Annotated in this window: 19 protein-coding genes; 2 read left to right on the forward strand and 17 right to left on the reverse strand. The window is 57.3% G+C overall.

The window, feature by feature from the left end; all coding sequences use genetic code 11:
* Nucleotides 1–219: 219 nt before the first annotated feature.
* The 5 genes from HDF15_RS09080 to HDF15_RS09100 all read right to left on the reverse strand — a co-directional run bounded on the left by HDF15_RS09080 (nucleotide 220) and on the right by HDF15_RS09100 (nucleotide 5,494).
* Nucleotides 220–1,611: a DUF418 domain-containing protein gene (locus tag HDF15_RS09080; protein ID WP_184254784.1), complete on the reverse strand. Its 1,392-nt coding sequence runs from the start codon at nucleotides 1,609–1,611 to the stop codon at nucleotides 220–222.
* 149 nt (nucleotides 1,612–1,760) lie between these two features.
* On the reverse strand, nucleotides 1,761–2,642 hold the full coding sequence (locus HDF15_RS09085; protein WP_260330952.1) for a ferritin-like domain-containing protein: 882 nt from the start codon (nucleotides 2,640–2,642) through the stop codon (nucleotides 1,761–1,763).
* A 412-nt stretch (nucleotides 2,643–3,054) separates the two neighbouring features.
* Nucleotides 3,055–3,642: a TetR/AcrR family transcriptional regulator gene (locus HDF15_RS09090; protein WP_184254788.1), complete on the reverse strand. Its 588-nt coding sequence runs from the start codon at nucleotides 3,640–3,642 to the stop codon at nucleotides 3,055–3,057.
* Nucleotides 3,643–4,008: 366 nt separating this feature from the next.
* The gene (locus tag HDF15_RS09095; RefSeq protein WP_184254790.1) at nucleotides 4,009–4,749 is read right to left on the reverse strand and encodes an SDR family oxidoreductase; all 741 of its coding nucleotides are present in this window, start codon (nucleotides 4,747–4,749) and stop codon (nucleotides 4,009–4,011) included.
* Nucleotides 4,750–5,104: 355 nt separating this feature from the next.
* Nucleotides 5,105–5,494 carry a hypothetical protein gene (locus HDF15_RS09100; protein WP_184254792.1) on the reverse strand — a complete coding sequence of 130 codons (390 nt, stop codon included), beginning with the start codon at nucleotides 5,492–5,494 and terminating at the stop codon, nucleotides 5,105–5,107.
* A gap of 407 nt (nucleotides 5,495–5,901) precedes the next feature.
* On the opposite strand from HDF15_RS09100, the gene HDF15_RS09105 reads away from it, so the two are divergent.
* Both HDF15_RS09105 and HDF15_RS09110 read left to right on the forward strand, forming a co-directional pair.
* Nucleotides 5,902–6,873, forward strand: coding sequence for a YXWGXW repeat-containing protein (locus tag HDF15_RS09105; protein WP_184254794.1), 972 nt, complete (start codon nucleotides 5,902–5,904; stop codon nucleotides 6,871–6,873).
* A gap of 72 nt (nucleotides 6,874–6,945) precedes the next feature.
* Entirely contained in the window at nucleotides 6,946–7,758 is an 813-nt protein-coding gene (locus HDF15_RS09110; RefSeq protein WP_184254796.1) for an RNA methyltransferase, read from the forward strand.
* Between the two features lie 6 nt (nucleotides 7,759–7,764).
* Here HDF15_RS09110 and HDF15_RS09115 read toward each other — a convergent pair whose 3' ends face one another.
* The 12 genes from HDF15_RS09115 to nrfD form a co-directional block, all read right to left on the reverse strand.
* Nucleotides 7,765–8,583: a hypothetical protein gene (locus HDF15_RS09115; protein WP_184254798.1), complete on the reverse strand. Its 819-nt coding sequence runs from the start codon at nucleotides 8,581–8,583 to the stop codon at nucleotides 7,765–7,767.
* A 328-nt stretch (nucleotides 8,584–8,911) separates the two neighbouring features.
* Complete coding sequence (locus HDF15_RS09120; protein ID WP_184254800.1) at nucleotides 8,912–10,081, reverse strand: MBOAT family protein; 1,170 nt, start codon at nucleotides 10,079–10,081, stop codon at nucleotides 8,912–8,914.
* Between the two features lie 214 nt (nucleotides 10,082–10,295).
* Entirely contained in the window at nucleotides 10,296–10,637 is a 342-nt protein-coding gene (locus tag HDF15_RS09125) for a cytochrome C oxidase subunit IV family protein (protein WP_014263428.1), read from the reverse strand.
* Nucleotides 10,638–10,664: 27 nt separating this feature from the next.
* Complete coding sequence (locus HDF15_RS09130; RefSeq protein ID WP_409254871.1) at nucleotides 10,665–11,432, reverse strand: cytochrome c oxidase subunit 3 family protein; 768 nt, start codon at nucleotides 11,430–11,432, stop codon at nucleotides 10,665–10,667.
* Nucleotide 11,433: 1 nt separating this feature from the next.
* Nucleotides 11,434–13,116 carry a cytochrome c oxidase subunit I gene (gene ctaD, locus HDF15_RS09135; protein ID WP_184254802.1) on the reverse strand — a complete coding sequence of 561 codons (1,683 nt, stop codon included), beginning with the start codon at nucleotides 13,114–13,116 and terminating at the stop codon, nucleotides 11,434–11,436.
* Nucleotides 13,113–14,174 carry a cytochrome c oxidase subunit II gene (gene coxB / locus HDF15_RS09140; protein WP_184254804.1) on the reverse strand — a complete coding sequence of 354 codons (1,062 nt, stop codon included), beginning with the start codon at nucleotides 14,172–14,174 and terminating at the stop codon, nucleotides 13,113–13,115. Before coxB ends, ctaD begins: the two co-directional genes overlap by 4 nt.
* Nucleotides 14,175–14,183: 9 nt before the next feature.
* Nucleotides 14,184–15,119, reverse strand: a complete 936-nt coding sequence (locus HDF15_RS09145; RefSeq protein ID WP_260330953.1) for an SCO family protein — start codon at nucleotides 15,117–15,119, stop codon at nucleotides 14,184–14,186.
* 37 nt (nucleotides 15,120–15,156) lie between these two features.
* Nucleotides 15,157–15,837, reverse strand: a complete 681-nt coding sequence (locus tag HDF15_RS09150) for a hypothetical protein (protein WP_184254806.1) — start codon at nucleotides 15,835–15,837, stop codon at nucleotides 15,157–15,159.
* Nucleotides 15,827–17,170, reverse strand: coding sequence for a hypothetical protein (locus HDF15_RS09155; RefSeq protein ID WP_184254808.1), 1,344 nt, complete (start codon nucleotides 17,168–17,170; stop codon nucleotides 15,827–15,829). The genes HDF15_RS09150 and HDF15_RS09155 overlap by 11 nt, the downstream gene beginning before the upstream one ends.
* 42 nt (nucleotides 17,171–17,212) lie before the next feature.
* Nucleotides 17,213–17,971, reverse strand: coding sequence for a cytochrome c (locus HDF15_RS09160; RefSeq protein WP_260330954.1), 759 nt, complete (start codon nucleotides 17,969–17,971; stop codon nucleotides 17,213–17,215).
* A gap of 29 nt (nucleotides 17,972–18,000) precedes the next feature.
* Nucleotides 18,001–18,543, reverse strand: coding sequence for a DUF3341 domain-containing protein (locus HDF15_RS09165; RefSeq protein WP_184254812.1), 543 nt, complete (start codon nucleotides 18,541–18,543; stop codon nucleotides 18,001–18,003).
* Nucleotides 18,543–19,991 carry an NrfD/PsrC family molybdoenzyme membrane anchor subunit gene (gene nrfD / locus HDF15_RS09170; RefSeq protein WP_014263419.1) on the reverse strand — a complete coding sequence of 483 codons (1,449 nt, stop codon included), beginning with the start codon at nucleotides 19,989–19,991 and terminating at the stop codon, nucleotides 18,543–18,545. The genes HDF15_RS09165 and nrfD overlap by 1 nt, the downstream gene beginning before the upstream one ends.

Genomic DNA, 19,991 nt, shown 5'->3' on the forward strand with positions numbered 1-19,991 from the left:
GAGTGAAATTCTCTGCCGAATTCCCACTTCCTCCTGCTTCGCCCTAACAGATCATTGCATCACCTGCACCGGCCTAAACCGCAACTCTTCGACGTCGAACTCTCCGATCTGAATATCGCGGAAAAAGACCTTGTAGAAGTCTTCAGCACCAGCCTTGAATCATCCTTTATGAAGAAAATGGTAGCACTTGAAGTTGCTTCTGATGTGTTGTGCAGCGCGCTAGGCAGAGCGCCGTTTGAGCATCGGCTGTAGCTTGACGTAGGTGAGTGAGCGCCACAACCACTCCACGGGGCCGAATTGAAATATCCGCAGCCAGAGCGGACTTGCGATCAGGTTGACCGCCCATACGAAAAGCAAAACATACTCAGCCTGGTAGTACTCCAGTTTGCCGAACAGCTTCCATGGGCCCCAGAGGAAGATGAACTGACAAATCACTGTTGTCAGCAGGTAGTTGCTTAAGGCGGTTTGCCCTACGGCAGCGAGCGCATGCTGCAACGGACGCAGAACGCCACTTTTTATCGCAATCATTACGACGGCGGCGATCGCAAGTGCGCCGGCCTCGCGTGGGAGATAATACGGCGCATAAAGCCACTTTTCGATGTCGAGGAAGAAAAAGCCGCTTGCGTAAACCTTCCATATGCCGATGACATAGAGCGGCACCGACAAGAGAAAGCCGATCACAGCAGTCCACGCATAGGTGGTGTAAGAGCTTTCGGCGGTCAAAAACCCGGTCTTGAAGAGGCCCATGCCCATCATCATCGCACCGAGGAACTCGATAATATTGAAGAGGTCGAACGATGCCGCCGTGGGTCCAACGTAGTGCAGAAGGCGATGCTCAACGCCGGTCCAATAGCCTGCATGCGCGCTCGTCACCTCCTTCTGGAGGTCAGCTTCCGTGAACTTGTGCTGGTTCACACGCTTCACCCATTGCGCTTCAATCTCTTTTTGCTCTGGTGTGATGGTTCTTCCGGCCAGCCTGTCTGCAGCGACGAGAGCGTCCTTCCGGTGAAGGCTGAGGTCGTCTGCGGTCTTCGTTACTTGCATGAGCGCATAGGTTGCCAATACCAGTGATATGAACGTCCCTGCCAGGAGCAGGGTCTTTGCCCTGAGCTTCCGAAGTGGGTAAAGCAGAAGGAGTGCCGTAAACGCATATGTAAATAGAATGTCTCCGTTCCAGAGGAGGCATCCGTGCAGCAAGCCGATCAATAAAAGCCACATGTTGCGACGGAGGTAGATGTCGGCGATCTGTCCTCCGCCACCGCGTTTTTCCGCGCGGGTCGTCATGAGCACAACGCCTGCGCCAAAAAGCATAGAGAAGATCGCGCGCATCTTGCCTTCGAAGAAGACCCACTTCAGGATCAGGATCACCAGATTGAGATGGGCGTGTGGTCCGACAAAGGCGGTTCCTATCGGAATATCATGCCCGGCTTCGGGTGCAGCGAAGTCATCGATGTTCATCACGAGAATTCCCAGCAAGGCAAAGCCTCGCAACACATCGATGCTTGAGATGCGCTCTCTCAATGTTGTCGGTTGTTCGAGGGTGGAGGGCTTTGAGCCTAGTTCTTCTGCGCGTACAAAAATAGTATTGGGAGCAACTTCGATCAGGTTCATCGTTCTTGGAATCGGCCTTTTATATAGAAATTTGGCAACTAGACGTTCTCCGCGACTGAGAAGAACGACGCGGTGCATGACTGGCCTGGATTTGGTGCATCAAGGTATGCGCCTGGAGTAGAAAGACGTGGCGGAGCTATTTACGACACTCAAGTCGTCGCGATGTTGCCATTCAGACCGTTAGGGAAGAACCCTCCCTTGGACACGTTCGTCTGGCCAGCAGCGTTGTAGACGATCTGCAGAACCTGTGAAGCGCTGCGTGGGAAAGCAAGCCCTGCAGGAACGTTGGCAGTCGCCGTAGATGTTCCCGCCGTGGCAAAGAAGCCACCCTGGGAAGTCGGCCCTTGGTTCGCCAGCACCTGTGCTCCAGGATCAGAAGTCGGGACATCGAGTCCATCCGCCGGAGCAAAAGGAAGTCCCTGTTGAATAGCGATGAGCCGAAGTGCCCCGGCGTGGAAACCCTCAACTGGAAGGATCTGCGCGACGGTTGCAAGGTTCGCGCCCGTCAACAGAGCGATACCGCCCGCATAGGCACTCGCTCCTACATCCACAAATTGACGAGCGATTGTAATGAAATTCTCACCCGTAATCTCTCCTGCTGCCGCAAGATTCAACGCGGGCCTCTTGATTTGGCTGCTGCCAAGAACATTTTGAAGAGCAGCGACATGCGACATCTCGTCAAAGAAAATCTCGTTGAGGATATCCGTAATCTGCTGGTTGAGAAAGGTAAGCTTCGATGGAGGAGCGCCCGTAACGGGCCCACTTCCTGCGATGAGCGAAGCAGGAAGGTCTGTCCCTTGCGTGGCAAAGGAATAAAACGTCGTCTCCAAGAACTCAAGGTTTAGCGCAAAGTTCAGAATATCCTGCTCCGAAGGTCCAGAAGCTAGAACGGTGGATGGAGTCTGATTGCCTGCGCTGCACCCCGTCAAACCTGCTCCGACAGCTCCGCCCGCCAAACCCAGCCCGATCATGAACTTTCTGCGGTTCACTGCACGCTGCTGTCTCATCGTCTCGGCTCGCTCAACGGTCATCGTCTCTAGTTCTTGTAGGCTCGCAATATGGTCCATGAAATCGTCTCCTGGTCTCGGTACTACGTCAGTAGACGTGCCTGGCAATACCTGAGATTCATTATTTCGACCAGTCGGTAGTTTTTTATTTAAAGAAATCTGCACGACAATTCCCGGACGCTCCACCGGTTTTGCTTGCCTTCAGTCGCATCTCTAAAGAAGAGGGAATGATGGCAAGCAAATACTCTACTGCGCGGAATCGATCAGTAAGAGGTCTGAAGTCACTCGAATACAGGGTCGAGCATGGCAGCATCCAGCGGCTGATTGTCAGAGGCCATGACATCATGGTTAGTTCCGGCGAAGGGTTATGGGTGTGGCTAAAAGAAGACTGTAGAGCGCTGTCTCTGCAAACTTCTTGTTCATCAAAATTCCTCTATTACAATTGAACGGCAACCGTATCGAGGTAGGAGTTGAGATGCTTTCCGGCTTGCACGAGAAAACCTAACTTCCTATCTACTCGGTCAAAAGCCATTGCTCCTTCAAGCAGAGAGATCATCAGGGTAGCCACTTCTTCAGGATCAACTCCGGCCCGAATTTCTTCTTTGTCCTTACCGTCTTTCAAGATGCTTTGGAGATACACGTGCCACTCCTTAAGCGCGTTTCGCGCCACCTTCTTGAGCGCAGGATTGCCATCATCATTGTCGGCAATCGTGTTAAGTAGGGGACACCCACCTGCAAATGACGGGAGTGACACCACATTTGCGACATGTATCTTCAACTTCTCAATCGTATTCGTGACCGTATCCATGTTGGCCATTCGGGCGCCGCTCGTTTCACTCCATGCATGCTCAAAGGCTGCAACAGCAAGAGCTTCTTTATTGGGAAAATGGCCATATAGGCTGCCCTTCTCCAGGCCTACTGCGTCGACGATGTCCTGCATGGAGCAGCCCTCGTATCCCTTGCGGTTGAAGAGGGGGGCTGCCTTGGCGATAATTCTGTTCCGGGTTTCCGTTCCTTTGCTCATATCGATCCTAATTCGCCGTCCGTATAGCTTGACATGACAAAACAGTTTGCTTGAGCACCTCGACTGGGGAGACCTGAGACCGAAGACGATGAAGCCTCGTCCACGTCTTGATGTCGATCACTTCGACTTCAGGAGCGATGTGATGCTCCGCCCAGAAATTGAGTATCTTCTGCGTCTCTTTCATACCTCCGGCGAAGTGGCTGTTTAAATTGACACGGAAGGCAGCTAGTCCGAATACGGGGCAGGGAGAGTTCCTGTCGCAGGGATGCCGAGACGCGTGTAATGTCCATCCGGCCTACTCCGAGTTGCTTTCAAATAGGGACAGGGAAAGGTCAACCCTCTCCCTGTCGCGTCTTGAGAAATAAATTACCAGGGCAGTTCATTGCCAAGATGAATAAACTTTCCGTTGGGGCCGTCCGGACCTATCAATGCTAGATCAACGGTGGTCTTAGCACCATCGACAATCTCGAGCTGAGCGTGTTGCGTTCCCAATTCGGTCTTCACCCAACCGGGATGGGCTGAATTGACCTTGATGTTTGTGGCCTTCAACTCGTCAGCGAGGTGAATCGTCAACTGGTTCAGCGCGGTCTTCGATGCGTTGTATGCAAAAGACTTCATCGGTGCGATCGGGCTTGCGGGCATCGCCTGCAGCGTGAGCGAGCCAAGAATGCTCGAAAGATTCACGATGCGGCCTGCAGGGCTCTTCTTCAGCAGGGGCAGGAACTCTCGCGTCACGGAGACCACAGAAAAGAGATTCGTATTGAAGACGGTCTGGAGTTCCGCATCCGTTGTAGAAACAGTATGGGCGTTGAGAAGTCCACCCTCGCCACCGACACCTGCATTATTAATAAGAATATCGAGTGTGCCGAACTTCTCCGCAACGAACCTGGCGGCGGCTTTGCGGTCCTCGTCCTTGGTTACATCCAAAGTTACGGGATAAGCTTCAATGTTCTCCGCAACAAGCTTGTCCGCGGCTTCCTTCGCTGCCTGCTGCGTCCTGGCACCAACGATAACCGTGATGCCCTTCTGTCCAAGTTGACGAGCAGTCTCGAAGCCGATTCCACGGTTCGCGCCAGAGATGAGTGCTACTTTCTTTTCGCTAGGCATGTTATTTGCCCTCCTGAACATATTGGACAGACGTCATTTCGATTATGATTCATTAAATCGACCAGTCGGTAGATTAATTGCGACATCGACGACTCTCATCACAATGGTGTGTTGATGCTGAAAACCACAAACTTCTATGGAGCCTTCGGGCCGACAGGGCCGGTGTCGTTTTTCCTTTACCTGTAGAATTCCAGTCGTGCGGCTGCGAGCCGGCTCCATGTTGCAGTTCTCCGGCTGAATTCGCTCCGGTCCTCGGGGTCGTGTAAGGCACGCATCTTCGTCCAGAACGGCAGTCCTTTTCCGGCTTCCGAGGTCAGCGTGCTGGACTTTGAAGCGGACAGTATTAGGCTAGCGATCACTGCCAAGAGGCATCGGCGCAAGCTAATTGATCCCGAAGCGAGCCAATTCGAGGACTCGATCGGGGTATCAACCCTGGTGGAACTCTGAACGGTTGGGTCTGCATGAAATGCAGCACTCGCAGAGAACTCCCCGGAACCGGCCGCATCAATGCCCATGCGAGATCCTGTATCGGCTCAATCAGGATTGCAAAGCCATAGGCAGACGCATCTCCGTCCCGCCGTTGGGCGATCGCATCGCGCAGCAGGGATTCAAAGAGCAGCAGGGCCGAGATCGCAAATTGATCGACGGCCCCCAGCTTTGGGGGCCGTCGATAGTATCCAGTATTGGTATTGGGAGCACTGGAAGTTCTTTCGCTCGAGGTCAAGACATCCATCATCCAGGGCATCGTCGTCTTCCTCTCGCTTTTTGAGACTGACCCCGGTGTCTGTCGTATCTTCTGCCCGCCGAAGGAACTCTACGAGGGTAAGCCATGCCCTTCCGATCCGTGCCTCAACAAACTGTTTGCACAGTTCGATTTCGCTCCAGAAGCTGTTTGATGACAGATCCTAGGGTAGTCCGGAAGATAGGCCCGCCCATCACAGCTTTCTACCGGCCCCTCACAACAGACGGTAGCGAAAATAAATCGACGGTGGCGGGAATAAATCAAGGAGTCTATTTTTACTTACTTCAGGTGAAAAACTTACAGCAACAAGCGTCTTCCACCTGGGTTTCACCTAATCGAGCCCCAAAGTTCGGGCACCCGGCAGGTTTCTGGCTATGGCTTTCAGCCTCTGGGCACAAAGGAGAATAAGAATGGCTTCCCTCAAAACAATTCGCCGCCTGCTCATCGCGGCGGTCCTGGCCGTTCCGGTTGCACTGCTGCCAACCGCACAGGCTCATGCCGGGGTGTTTATCTCGGTCGGTTTCGCTCCCCCGGTATTGCCGGTCTATGCACAGCCCCTCTGCCCCGGAGACGGTTACATCTGGACACCCGGCTACTGGGCCTACAACGAGGACGGCGGCTACTACTGGGTCCCCGGCGTCTGGGTGCAGCCGCCTACCGTGGGCTACCTCTGGACCCCTGCCTACTGGGGCTGGGAGAACGGGGCCTATCTCTTCCATGGAGGCTATTGGGGCGCGCACGTCGGCTTCTATGGCGGCATCAACTACGGCTTCGGTTATGGCGGCGTCGGCTTTGAGGGCGGCTACTGGAACCACGGCGCGTTCTTCTACAACCGCTCAGTGGCCAACCTTGGCGGCGTTCATGTGACCAACGTCTACGTTCGCAATGTCACCATCGTCAACCACTCGAACGTGGCATTCAACGGCGGCCATGGCGGCATCGAGGCACGGCCTTCCGCACAGGAGGCGCAGTTCGCGCACGAGCAGCACGTCGAGGCGACACACGAACAGGCAGAGCACCAGAACTTCGCCGCGCAGAATCGTTCGCAGTTCGCCAGCGTAAACCACGGACGTCCTGGAGTGAGCGCGGCTGCGACGCCGGCCTCCTTCCATGCCAATCCCACCAACCCCGCTGCTGCGGCCCGGCCGAGCGTCAATGCTCGTGAGGCCAATCAGGAACAGCGCATCTCCAACGGCGTGCGCAGCGGTCAAATATCCTCCGGCCAGGCGGCCCATGCCGAGCAGCGCCAGGCCAACATCGGCCAGCAGGTTCACAACGACCGCGCGGCCAATGGCGGCAAGTTGACACCGCAGGAACATCAACAGGTCAACCACGAACAGAACGCCGCAAGCCGTCAGATCCGCGACGACAAAAAGAAGTAGTTTTCGCAAGAAAAGCTAGATGGCCGGCCTTCGGGCTGGCCATCTTTTTTACCCCGGAGAGACGCCACTACAATGAAGCTCATGCTGACCGCCGCCGAGCGAGCCCATCTGACCGTCGTCCTCGTCGGCGCACGCAACCCCAGCAACATCGGAGCCGCTGCACGAGCCATGCAGGACTTCGGCTTCCGCGACCTCCGCATCGTCAACGACTATGCCGCGCCCTTCGAGGCCGCACAGCTTGAGGACTCTCAACAAAATGTGAAGTCCGCCGTGGGCGCGGCCTCCGTCATGGCAGAGGCCCGCAGGTACTCAAGCCTCGCAGAGGCCATTGCCGACTGCACGCTCATCGTCGGGACCACTGCCATCGGCGAACGCGACATGCGGCGTGAGGTCGTTCCACTACAACAGGCCGCGCCCACCATGCTCGGTCAACTTCGCTCACTAGCCGCTGCCGATCATCAACAACAGGTAGCGCTGCTCTTCGGCTCGGAGAAGACCGGCCTCACGAACGAACAGCTTAGCCACTGCTCGTTGCTCACGACGATCCCCATGTTCGCTCCTGAGGCAGCGCGGCACCTCTCGATGAACCTGGGCCAGTCTGTTGCCGTCTGCCTCTACGAGCTGACGCGCGAGGGCTTCGAAGGCTCCAAGGAACTGCCCGTCCTGCATGAAGCCGCAGCAACCGCCGAGGACCGCGAACGGCTCACCCAGCTTCTGCTCGACGTGCTGCATACCACTGGCTACTCACGCCGCTTTCCGGCCAATGCCAGTGAGCCGATCGTGCGGCAACTCGTCCAGCAGCTTGGCGAGAGCCATCGCGAGGCCATGACCTGGATGGGAATCCTGCGGCAGATCTTGTGGCGGGAAAACGGAGACCAGCAGTAGCGGTCTTTAATTGCCCGCCTTCGCGCTCCCCTGTGCCGCCGCCAGTTCGGCTCCCAGCCGGAAGGAAAAGGTCGTAGCCGCAGGTTTGGTCATATGCAGAGCGTCTTCAAATTGCACGTCCTCCGGCATCCAGGCGGAGGCGTCTACAAAGGTGAACCCGCGTTGTTGGGCAAGGTCCCGTAGCTTTACCATGTAATCCTGCCAGAGTTGTCGCGTGTAAAAGACCTTACTGTGAAGAGGCGACATCGGCATGAGAACAAGAACGACCTTCATCCTCTCTTTGGCTGCCTGGCCGAAGAGGTACTCGTAGCTGGAGTTGAAATGAGAGGGGTCTTCTAAAAACTTTCGCGGCTCGCCGTTGTAGTACGACCACGGACGGATCATGGTGATGGGTGGCTCGGGCGGCATGCCCATCCGGCTCATCGAATAGCGCAGCCTCTCGGCATACTTCCAGAAGCTCACGCGATTGGCTGCCATCGGAAGGGCCCGCAGAAGAAGCAATTCGCCAGTCTGAGCGGTACTGAAGTGGTCGATAGAGGCCACCACACCGACAGGAAAACGCTCGTCGAGCGCGATGCCGTGATTGCCAAGCAGATCCGCCGGGGTGACGCGGGTCTCCTCAGTCAACTGGTAGTCGTAGAAGCCCACGACGAGGGTGTGCAGGTGCGGCTGCGTCCAGAGAGCATACCGCGCGAGAAACGCCTGGTCGTGCGGGTCGGTCGCACTGAGGGCCGCATTCAGTGGCCTGAAGGTGCGGCCCGCGGAAGCTGCGCCTTGATTCAAAGCCGCGCTGTCGACACGGCCATCCAGCAGCGAATTCCCCACAAAAAGCAAGTCCGAATCCGGCGCCCGCTGAAGGTTGTCGATCGCCCTGTGAGAGGGAAGGCTACGACTCCACCTCGACAGCAGAATGTTTCCTGCGGCCAACAGGACGAGGCAAACAGCGACGATGCGAAGCAACGGGCGTGAGCTCATTGTCAAAAATTGATGTACGTGAATTCATTCGTCTGACCACAGAAGCAGTAGATCAGGACTAGGGCAAGAAGCCAGACGAGAGAACCGGTGATCCATCCTGGCGTGTGCACAAGCCATGGTCCCGGTTCGTCGCGCTGGCCGGCCAGGTATTCGACGGTTTTGCGAAGATTCGTAAGCATTAGCCAGCCAGCAGCTTTCTGTAGAAGAGCATAGCATCGGGCAAATTCATGCAGAAGAAGGCCCATCCGGCATTCACCGCCACAAAGGTAAGCGCCCGGCTGGCCAACACCGGAATGGTGTGAGTACTGGGAGCGCCGCGAACCCTTCGCCAGAGCCGATGAATCACGAGCAGAATACCGTGCCACAGGCCCCAGGCGAGGAAGTTCCAGCCCGCTCCGTGCCAGAGCCCGCAGATCAACATCACCGCCAGAATGTTGAAGCATTCCCGCGGCAAGGAAACGCGTGACCCTCCCAGGGGGATGAAGATGTAGTCGATGAGCCAGCGCGTCAGAGACATATGCCAGCTTCGCCAGAAGGTCTGTATGTTGCGGCGTCCATAGGGCCAGTTGAAGTTTTCGGGCACACTAATGCCGAAGAGCCGGGCCGAGCCGATGGCGATATCCGAGTAGGCCGAGAAGTCGGCGTAGATCCTGATGCCATACGCGAGCAGCCAGAGAGGCAGCACCCGGCGATCGGCCAGAAGCATGTCATGCCGATTCAAGTGCACGGTCCAGGCCGTCATCAGATCGGCAATAGCGAATTTCTTTGCCAGCCCGGTAAGGATTCGGGTGAGGCCGCGCTCCCAGTCATGCTCCCAGTTCGCAGGCGTCGCGCGCAGCTTGGGGAGAAAGTCCTGAAAACGCTTGATGGGTCCCGCGACCATCGTGGGAAAGAAAAGAATGAAGGCGAGGTACTCGCCAAGGGTTCCCTTCTCACTTCGGCCGGCCCGGCGATCGAAGGCGTAGTGGTAGAACTCGAACGTGAAAAACGAGATGCCAAGCGGGAGGAACGCTCCCCGCCAGAGAAGCGGGTTGGTGTGCCTCCAGAAGAGAATGCCGCTGAAGAAGTTCCAATATTTGAAGATTCCCAGGAAGACCAGGCTTTGCAGGATTCCAGCCATACACCAGAGCGATCCCGGCTTATAGAGACGGCTGGCAAGGGCTTCCCACAAAAAGATGCCGAGGCAAAGCATGCCTGGAACACCCGCGAGAGCATACGAAAAATAAAGAAAGAAGAGGCCGCCCGAGACTGCAATCACCCATGGCCGGCTGCGTGCGCCTGCACAGCGATACAGCATGGCGGCCGGAAGCAGAAAGAGCACATAGTAGGTAAAGCCGTTGAAGATCATCGGGGCGTCCAGTAGGCGGTGATCTCATGCGCTCTGCGCAACAGACAGTTCAACCAATCTCAGTAACTGGCCTATAACGATAAAAGCGGTCCCACCGCTACTGTAATCCCGCAAAAATCCTGCAACATGTTTCTCTGGAAGAAACCGTGCAAACATCTTTCGCTTCGAAGACAGCAACAATGGAACCGCTTTTGATGATGCGATTCTTAAGTGTTTACCACATGCCCCAGGCGCGGCTCATGTAGTCGCTCAGGGTCATGGTGATCAACACGATAAAGGTGAAGAACCCAGCGGCGACAGTCATCTTGATGAGCTTCGACTGATACTTCACGTGCATGAAGAACAGGATCACCACGACCGCCTTGAAGCTGGCGATGCCAAGGGCAATCACCGGATTGAGCCAGCCCATATCTTTGTAGGCCGCCAGCACGGTGATGGCAGTGCCGAGCAGCAGCGTGCCGAAGACCATGCAGTACTGCAGCGGCGACACGATGTGGTGATCGGCGTGCTCCGGGTTCGTGACGTTGGATGGATCGTGATAGGTCTCGTGTGCCATCGTGTTTCCTTCAATAGGGCTGGATGTTTAGCTCAGCGGGTGACGGTTGATCAGATAGAGCAGCGGGAACAGAAACAGCCACACAATATCAACGAAATGCCAATACAAGCCGAAGTTTTCAATCGGGGCTACATATCCGGAGCTGAACTCTCCGCGATGTGCCCGCCATGTCAGCCAGAACAGGATGACGATACCGATGATCATATGCAGCGCATGCATACCGGTCATGGCGAAGTACAGGAAGAAGAAGATCTCCGTGTGCTGCGCCATGTCTGGAGCAAGCGGCTCTTCCTTCAAGCCAAAGGCTGCAGGATTGGTAAACATCGCCGTGCTGAAGCTCGCACCCGGAATGTGGTGCAGCTCGTACTTCTCGTGATACTCGTCGGCCTTGACGCCCAGGAAGGCGAGGCCGAAGACCGTCGTGAGAATGAGCATGATGACCAGCAGACCCTTTTTGCGAACCTCGGCAGCCCACACACCCAGCGCCATGAAGAAGCCAGAGGTAATGAGGATGACTGTGTTAATCGCGCCTTCCGGCACGTTCAACTGGTTCGAAGCGACCGTAAAGGCCGGGTAGTACCAGTTGCGGTAAAGCAGATAGGCGAAGAACATGCCGCCGAAGAACATGATTTCGGTCAGCAGGAAGAGCCACATGCCGAAGCTGCCAGCCTCGCGCTGCTGCTCTTCCGTCTCAAAGTGGTGGCGATGCTGAGGCAGCGCGACGTGCTCGTGCTCGGCGTGGTCCACAGCCTCGTGCGTATGCGGATGCATAGCCGGATTCGTAGATGCGATCATGTTATCCAACCGTCGTCACCTGTTCTCTCTGCTTTTTCTCGAGCCACTCGTAATCGTAGGCTTCATAGTCTACGATCGGCACTTCGATGAAGTTTTCGGTCAATGGCGGCGACTGAATCTGCCACTCGAGACCTGTTGCCTGCCACGGGTTGTCACCCGCAATCGCGCCGTACTTCAGCGACCAGCCAAGGTACAGCAGCGGCAGCATATAACCAACACCCAGCACCGTTGCGCCTGCGGTTGAAAGCACGTTCAGTACCTGGAACTCTGGCGGATACGCCGCGTAGCGACGCGGCATGCCGAGGTAGCCGAGGATGAACTGCGGCAGGAAGGTGAGGTTGAAGCCGATGAATGTAACCACCGCAGCCAGCTTGGACAGCGACTCGGGATACATGCGTCCGGTCATCTTGGGCCACCAGAAGTGGATGCCCGCGAGGAACGCCATCAACATGCCGCCGACCATGACAAAGTGGAAGTGCGCCACGATGAAGTACGTCTCGGTGAGATGGATGTCCATGCCCAGCGAACCGAGGAACACTCCCGTCAGACCGCCGATGGTGAACAGCCCCATGAAGCCGAAGGCATAGAGCATCGGGGTCTCAAAGGTGATGGAACCCTTCTGCAGCGTGAACGCCCAGTTGAAGATCTTGATCGCCGAAGGTACAGCGACGAGCATCGTCAGCAGCGAGAAGACCAGCGCCGAGTAGTTCGACACACCCATGATGAACATATGGTGCGCCCACACGAAGAAGCCGAAGAGCGCGATGGCTACCGAGCTGAACGCGACTGCCGTGTAGCCGAAGACGCGCTTGCGGCTGAAGGTCGAGATGACCTCGGAGATGACGCCCATACCCGGCAGAATCATGATGTACACGGCCGGATGCGAGTAGAACCAGAACAGATGTTGGAACAGCAGCGGATCGCCGCCCTTGGCCGGATCGAAGACGCCGATACCCACCAACCGTTCGAGCGCAACCAGAACGATGGCGATCGCCAGAACCGGGGTTCCGAGAACCATCAGAATCGAAGCAGCATAGTTGGACCACACGAACAACGGCATACGGAACCAGGTCATGCCCGGAGCGCGCATACGGTGGATCGTCACGATGAAGTTTAAGCCGGTGAAGATCGAGCTGAACCCAGCGATAAAGATGGCCGTTGCCGCCGTAATGACGTGTGTGTTCAGGTAATGTGTCGAGAGCGGCGTGGTAAAGGTCCAGCCGGTATCGACACCACCCAGCACCAGCGCGGCCAGTGTGAGCGTGCCGCCTGCGAGGTAGAGGTACCAGGACAGCAGATTGATCTTGGGGAACGCAAGGTCCTTCGCGCCCAGCATGATCGGAATCAGGAAGTTCCCGAGGGTCGCCGGCACCGACGGCACCAGGAACAGGAAGATCATGATGATGCCGTGCATGGTGAAGAACTTGTTGTACGTATCCGCCGCAACGAGATCGGACTGCGGTGTCAGCAGCTCCAGCCGGATGAGACCCGCGAACGCTCCGCCGATAAAGAAGAAGAACGTGATCGAGATCAGGTACAGGATCGCGATGCGCTTGTGGTCTCCCGTCAGCAGCCAGCTCAACAATCCGTGTTCGTTGTTGATATAGTGCCGCTTCGGCAGCTTAGCCGTGCTCTGATCGGGCAGAGAGACGATGGTGTGCAAATTAGGGGTGCTGGTGCTCATGGCTTCACCGTTTCAGACGTTGTGCCCTCGGTGGGCGTTGTGGGAGCTGCCTGATTAGACTCCGATGTCATCAGAGTCTGCTGCACCCGGAAGTTCGATTGCATGTTCTTGATGTACTCGACCAGGTCGATCAATCCGTCTTCGCTGATCTGCCCCTGGTACGTCGGCATGATAGGCGCGTATCCCGCGGTGATGTGCTGCGAGGGATTCAGGATCGCATCGCGGAGGTACGCATCGTTTACCAATACCTGGCTGCCGTTGGTAAGCGTCAACTTGGAGCCATAGACACCGGCAAGATTCGGACCACGTGCCGCAGCGTTGCCGCTGTGGCAGGCGTTGCAACCCATGCTGGCAAACAACCGCTCACCGTTCTGCGCCAGGCTCATGCCGCTGGTCGATTGCTGCGTCCACTTCTGATAGTCCTCGGGCGACAGCACGGTGACTTCACCGATCATGCCGGAGTGCTGCGTTCCGCAGTACTGGGTGCAGAAGATGTGGTACGTGCCGGGGTCGGTCGCCTGGAACCAGACCGTCGTGTAACGGCCCGGAATCACTTCACGCTTGACGCGGAAGTCGGGGATGGAGAAGCTGTGGAAGACGTCCTGCGAGATCATCGTGAGCTGGACGGGACGACCAGCCGGCACGTGGAGGGCGTTGATCTCGTGCTGCCCTCCGGGATGCTCGGCCTTCCACATCCACTGCTTGCCGACGACGTAGATGTTCATCGCGTTCGCTGGCGGATCGTAGATGCGGAAGTACAGCAGCGCGCCCCACACGAAGGTGACCAGGAAGATCGCCAGTGGGATGATCGTCCACGTCGCCTCAAGCAGCGTCGAGCCTTCGACCTGCGTGGCGACGGGGTTCTTCTCGCGGCGATAGCGAATCGAGAAGCCGAAGACGAGAACGCCTACCAGCAGCAGGCCAACCAGCGTCATCGCCAGCAGGAAGAAATAGAGCGCGTCAGTGTAAGGCGAGATCGTGGACGCCTCAGCCGGAAACAGGGCCGAGGCATGCAGCCACTTCACCAAAAATTGCCACAGTACTGGACTAATTCCCATCGTTAGCCTTTATCCGTTCCGCCGGTTGTCGTCATCCGGTTGAGGTAAATCGTGGTCGCGCCCCAGCCGCAGGTCGCGACGGAACATCAGAAACATGAAACCGCCAAGGCCCGCCACCGTCGCCATACCGCCCAACTGAACGACCCGCGCCACGATCAAGGAGTGCTTATTGATCTGCGGATCGTAGTGATAGCAGTAGGTGAGGATGTTTGCTACAGGCGAACCAATTTTGTTGCCTGAGGCATCGATCAGCCCCAGAAGAATGTCTTTGGGCGAGTATTCGACGCCAAGGTAATACTGTGCCAGCCTGCCCTGCGGCGTGGCAATTTCGATAGAACTGGCATGCGCAAACTGCGAGAGCGTGCCATCCGGTCCAGGAACCCTCGTGTAACCAAACCCAACGGCATTGGTCACAGCATCGATCGCCGGCTTCTGTCCGGTAAGAAAGTGCCAACCGTCAGCCGTCTCAGGATGCCCATAGCGCTTCACATAACGCGCCTTGTAGCGAGCCGCAAGATCCGCCGTCTCGGTCGGATCAATACTGACCACAACGATCTGGAAGTCCTTGCCCGGAACCAGGTGAACCATCAGCAACGAGCTGACGACACCGTCCATCTCTTCCGAACACAGCATCGGGCAGTTGTAGTACACCGTCGAAAGAAGGACAGGATGCTTGCCGTCAAAGTACTGGCCCAATGAAACAGGCGCGCCCTTGTCGTCGGTAAACTTTGCGTCCAGAGGAAGCTGCGCATTGAGGTGCTGGGTTACCTGCACCTTTTGCAAAATCTGCGGAAGCTGGTCTCCAGTGTTATCGCCGGTGGCCTTATCGCCATAGCTCGAAACCTGTGCGAAGCCTGGAGCCGCACAACCGAGCACCAGCGCAAGACCGAGGAGTCCTCGTCCCGCTGCTGCTGCCATCCGAATTGTGCGTCCTGCTGTCATCATCAGATCTCTACCGCTTCCTGTGTCCTGCTAGCCGTGCTTAGTCTTTTTTCGCTTCTGCCCGATTGAAGTCGTTCTTCTCGTTGCGGGCTTGAATCGTCTCGAGCTCGTAGCCGGTGCGCGCAAAACCATCGGTCAACGGAGCCTGAATCGCCGGTGCGCTTTCGCCGGCCATCAAGGCCTGCGGTGTCTGAGCTGCGGGAGCCGCTCCCAGACCGCGCTGTACGACCAACTGCATTGCACGATCGATAGGAATGCGAACCGCGCCCTGGGGCAGATCGGTCGAAGAGCTGTAGTGATCCAGCAGCAGATCTTCGCGAGCGTGCAGATCAGCAACATCCTGATTGCCGTCGTCCGTCTCGAGCCGAGGCGTCGGGAAGGCCTGTGTCATGCTCTGCAGCTGCCGCTGCTGCATCTCTGCAGCCGAGGTCAGATCTTCACGCTTATTGCCGCGAGGAGTAGCACCGGGCTGCGAAAGATCCGCCTGCCACTTGTTGACCTTCTCGTCGTGCGTGACCATCATCGTGTTGATCGCCTTACCCATAAAGAAGCAGAAGACGAAGAAGATCAATACCGTGCCGAACAGTCCCGCGAGGAACGTGGCGATACCGCCCGCGTTCACGTCCTGTACTTCATAGCCGGGATGTTCCGAATCACGCGTATGCGGCGGATGCGGGGTGGTGCCCTCCGGGCGACCTGCGTCGTGTCCTTCAGTGTGCATGCTCAGGCTCCAAAAGCTCTTGCGTGTGCGGGTCATTCACATTGATCAGCGGACGCCGCATCAGTTCGGTCAGGTAGAAGAACATCCAGAACGCGACGACGGCGACAGGCACTGTAATGTAGGCCAGAATTCCGAAGTTACCCGCGAGATGCAGGTTGCCGGCAGCATCCTTGAAGTTCGGCTCGATGAGCCAGAACATATCGATGAACCGGGCGAAGATCATAAATACCGTCACCCAGATCATCTTGCTCTTGGAGCGCTTGATGTCACGCGAGAGCAGGATGCAGAACGGGATGAGCCAGTGGCAGATCACGTCGGCCGAGCAGACGTACCACCAGCCACCATGAATGCGGTGCAGGTACCAGGGAATCTCATCCGGCAGGTTACCCGACCAGATGATCAGGAACTCCGCAAAGGTCAGGTAGATGTTCAACATAACGAAGGCAAAGAGGAGCTTGCCCATGTCGTGCTGTTCGGTCGTGCGGAACATCGTCTTGATCGGCTCGTAGCGCGAGAGCAGGATGAGGGTCAGAATCCCCAAAGCCAGCACGGCGTATCCCTGAGCAACAAGGAACTGCAGGCCGTACACCGAGGAGTACCAAGTCACATCCAGCGACTTGACGAAGACGATGACGAAGGCCGACATCAGGATGACGTAGAACAGGATCGACGGGCCGGAGAGGTTCTCGAACTTTACGCGCCACTTGTCAAAGCTGGCCAACGTTCCAGCCCGGGGATCGTTGTCGCGCTGCACCGACCACTTATTGAGCAGCGTGATGACCAACGCCATAAAGCCCAGCACCAGCAGATATTGCACCCAGGCGCTCGTGGGGCTCAACATGGTGAGCTTTGACGAAGCAGTGAGCTGCTGCTCCTGCGTGATATGACCCGTCTTGTAGGCATCCAGAAGAGCAGCCTTGTTCGGATAAGCAGCCCAGATATAGAGATGCTTCATCCAAAACATCACAGGTAGGAACATCGCAAAGACAACCCAGATCGTGCGGGTCATGGCTTCCAGCGGACGGCGCAGGATCTGGCCCCACTTACCGCCCGAAACATACTGCACCATCAGGAAGGCAAGAGCGCCGCCGCAGAAGTTGAAGCATGTCATGTAGCCCATCAGGTAGGCACGCAGGAGATGCGACTTGCCGCCTGGGACGAAGAAAAAGGCCAGAGAAACCACCGCGAAGATGACCGCGACGATGGCGGCGCGGGTGCGCCAGGCGCCTACGACGGCAGGTGCCGTCAGCACGCTGGGCAGCGTCTTCGGGCCGTGATGCCCTGCGTTCCCGTGCGTCAAATCCGCTCCGTGATGTTCGTGTTCAAGTGACATTCGTCAGTCGCCTTCAAGTTCCAGAAGTTTCGAAATCTGTTCTTACTGCTTTGTCTCGGCCGGCTGTGCTGCTGGCTGCGCACTCTTTGCCGCTGCCGCAGGAGCCGTGCCCAAATTCTGTCCCGGAATACCGTTGTCCTGATTGTTCGGCGTTCCATAGATCGCCGTCGAGGGCAGACCCCACGGTTCCGCAAATCCCGGAGGCAGGCCTTCGTCCTTTGCGATATCGTGCAGGCTCTGCACATGTTGCCCTGCAGCCACATCAGACTGCTTCGCATTCTGGCTGAGCTGCAGTGCGCGAATGTAAACCGCAACCGCCCAACGATCCTCCGGCGTCAACTGTGCCGCGTAGTCCGGCATCGAACCAAAGCCGTTGGTCATGACATTGAAGAAGTGGCCGAGCGGCGCATTGCGGAGGCGGTCCGTGTGGAAGTCGCCTGCCGGACGGTAGCCGCGCTGCACGATCATGCCGTCGCCATTGCCTACGCGAGAGTGACAGGGCGTGCAGTAGACATTGAAGCGCTCCTGGCCGCGTTCCATGACCGCGGGGGTCAACTGGATCGGGAGACCATCGCCCTCTTTGCCGTTCTGCAGACCGGTAAAGAAGTACGCATCCTGATGGAGCTGGTTACGCGCCACGGTGTTCTCCACCTGCGGACGCGCGGAGCGGCCATCGGCGTAGAACGAGGTTCCGCGCTGCGGAAAGAACTTCGGCTGATCGTGCATGTCCTGACGGCAGCCGGCCAAAACCAGCATCGCCGCCATCGCCGAAAGCCCCGTCACTGCACGCGCTACTCGCATCGCCGTTTCCTGTTTCCTGTTTCCTTGCATTAGTGGTCCACCTCCACAACGGAGACAGGAGAGAACCCTTCGAGAAACACCCTGGTCTCGGTCGCCGAAAACTTCGGATCGTGGGCTTCGAGGCAGAGGAAGAACTTATCCGTCGTTGCACCGTCACGGAAGTTCGGCGCGTTGAACAACGGGTGGTAAAGTTGCGGCAGACCGTTCTGAGCCAGCATGCCGAACGCCGCCGACAGACCAGCGAACAGAATCGTCCACTCATAGCCTGGGATCACGAACGCCGGCCAGCTGAACAGCGGGCGGCCTGCGATGTTGAGTGGATAGCCCAAGGTATTGACCCAGACTTCCATCCCGTAGCCGGTAACGAGACCCATGAGACCGCCCAGAAGACACATCAGCGGGACGCCTGTCTTATGGAAGCGCAGCGCTTCGGCTGCCTCTTCCACGGGATAGGGGGTATAGCACTCCATGCGGCGGTAACCGGCGCGGTGCGCCATCTCAGTCGCATGCACCAACTCGCTGGGAGTGTTGAACTCAGCGATCAGACCGTAAACTCCCTCGTGTACCGGCATTAGAGGGCCTCCTGGGTAACAACTTCAGCATCTGCACCAGGGTGATGAACCTTGGTCTGCGGCAGCATCATGCGGATCTCCGACATCGGAATCATGGGAGCGAAGCGCGCAAACAGCAGGAACAGGAAGGTAAACATTCCCCACGTCCCAAGGAACAGAATATAGTCCCACTTGGTCGCGCGATAGGTTCCCCAGCTCGACGGCAGATAGTCGCGGTAGAGAGACGTCACAACGATGACGAAGCGCTCGAACCACATACCGATGTTCACCACGAAGGACAGGAAGAACAGGTAGCCGACATTGACGCGCAGTTTACGCGACCAGAGCGTGGTCAGCGGAATCGCAATGTTGGTCAGGATGAGGATCCAGTACGCCCAGCCCATCGGCCCGAACATACGGTTCCACATCATGAAGAACTCCCAGTGGCTGGCCGAGTACCAGCTCATGAAGACTTCCATGCCGTAGCCGTAGGCCACGATCGAACCGGTCGTCAACATCACCTTCGCCATGTTATCCAAGTGGCGAAGCGTAACCAGATCTTCCAGGTGATAGAACTTGCGGATTGGGATGGCGAGAGTCAACACCATCGCGAAACCTGAGTAAACGGCACCGGCGACGAAGTACGGCGGGAAGATCGTCGTATGCCAGCCTGCCATGGCCGCGACCGCGAAGTCGAAGCTGATGGTGGTGTGCACCGAGAGCACCAGAGGCGTCGAAAGACCGGCGAGCAGCAGTGAAGCCGACTCATAGCGGATCCAGTGGCGAGTCGATCCACGCCAGCCCAGCGAGAGCATGCCGTAGAAGGCCTTGGCCAGCGGCAGCTTCGCGCGATCGCGCAGCGTACCGAAGTCCGGGATCATGCCGATGTACCAGAAGACCACCGAGATCGTCGCGTAGGTCGAGACGGCGAAGACGTCCCAGGCCAGCGGCGAGCGGAACTGCGGCCAGAGGTTCATCGTGTTCGGGTACGGCAACAGCCAGTAACCGAGCCACGGACGACCGACGTGCAGCAGCGGGAAGAGACCCGCGCAACAGACGGCAAAGATGGTCATCGCTTCGGCAAATCGATTGATCGAGTTGCGCCAGGTCTGCTTGAAGAGCAGCAGGATGGCCGAGATCAGCGTTCCGGCGTGGCCGATACCGATCCACCAAACGAAGTTGATGATGGCAAAGCCCCACGCACCAGGGATGGTAACACCCCAGATGCCGACGCCCTTCAGGACGAGCCAGGTAACGCCGATGACTACGCCCAGCGCTACGGTTGCGGCCAGGAACAGACCGCCCGTCCACGCCCAGGGTGTGTCGGCGGTAAGCACGATACCCGCGATCTTCTGCGTCACACTCTTGAAGTTGTGGCCCGGCGCGATGACCGCGTACTCACCCGTCTGCGGGTCGATCATAGGATCGAGCGCCGCATTCGGATCATGGATAGGACCTTGGGTTGCCAT

Source organism: Granulicella mallensis, assembly GCF_014203225.1.
Taxonomy (GTDB): domain Bacteria; phylum Acidobacteriota; class Terriglobia; order Terriglobales; family Acidobacteriaceae; genus Granulicella; species Granulicella mallensis_A.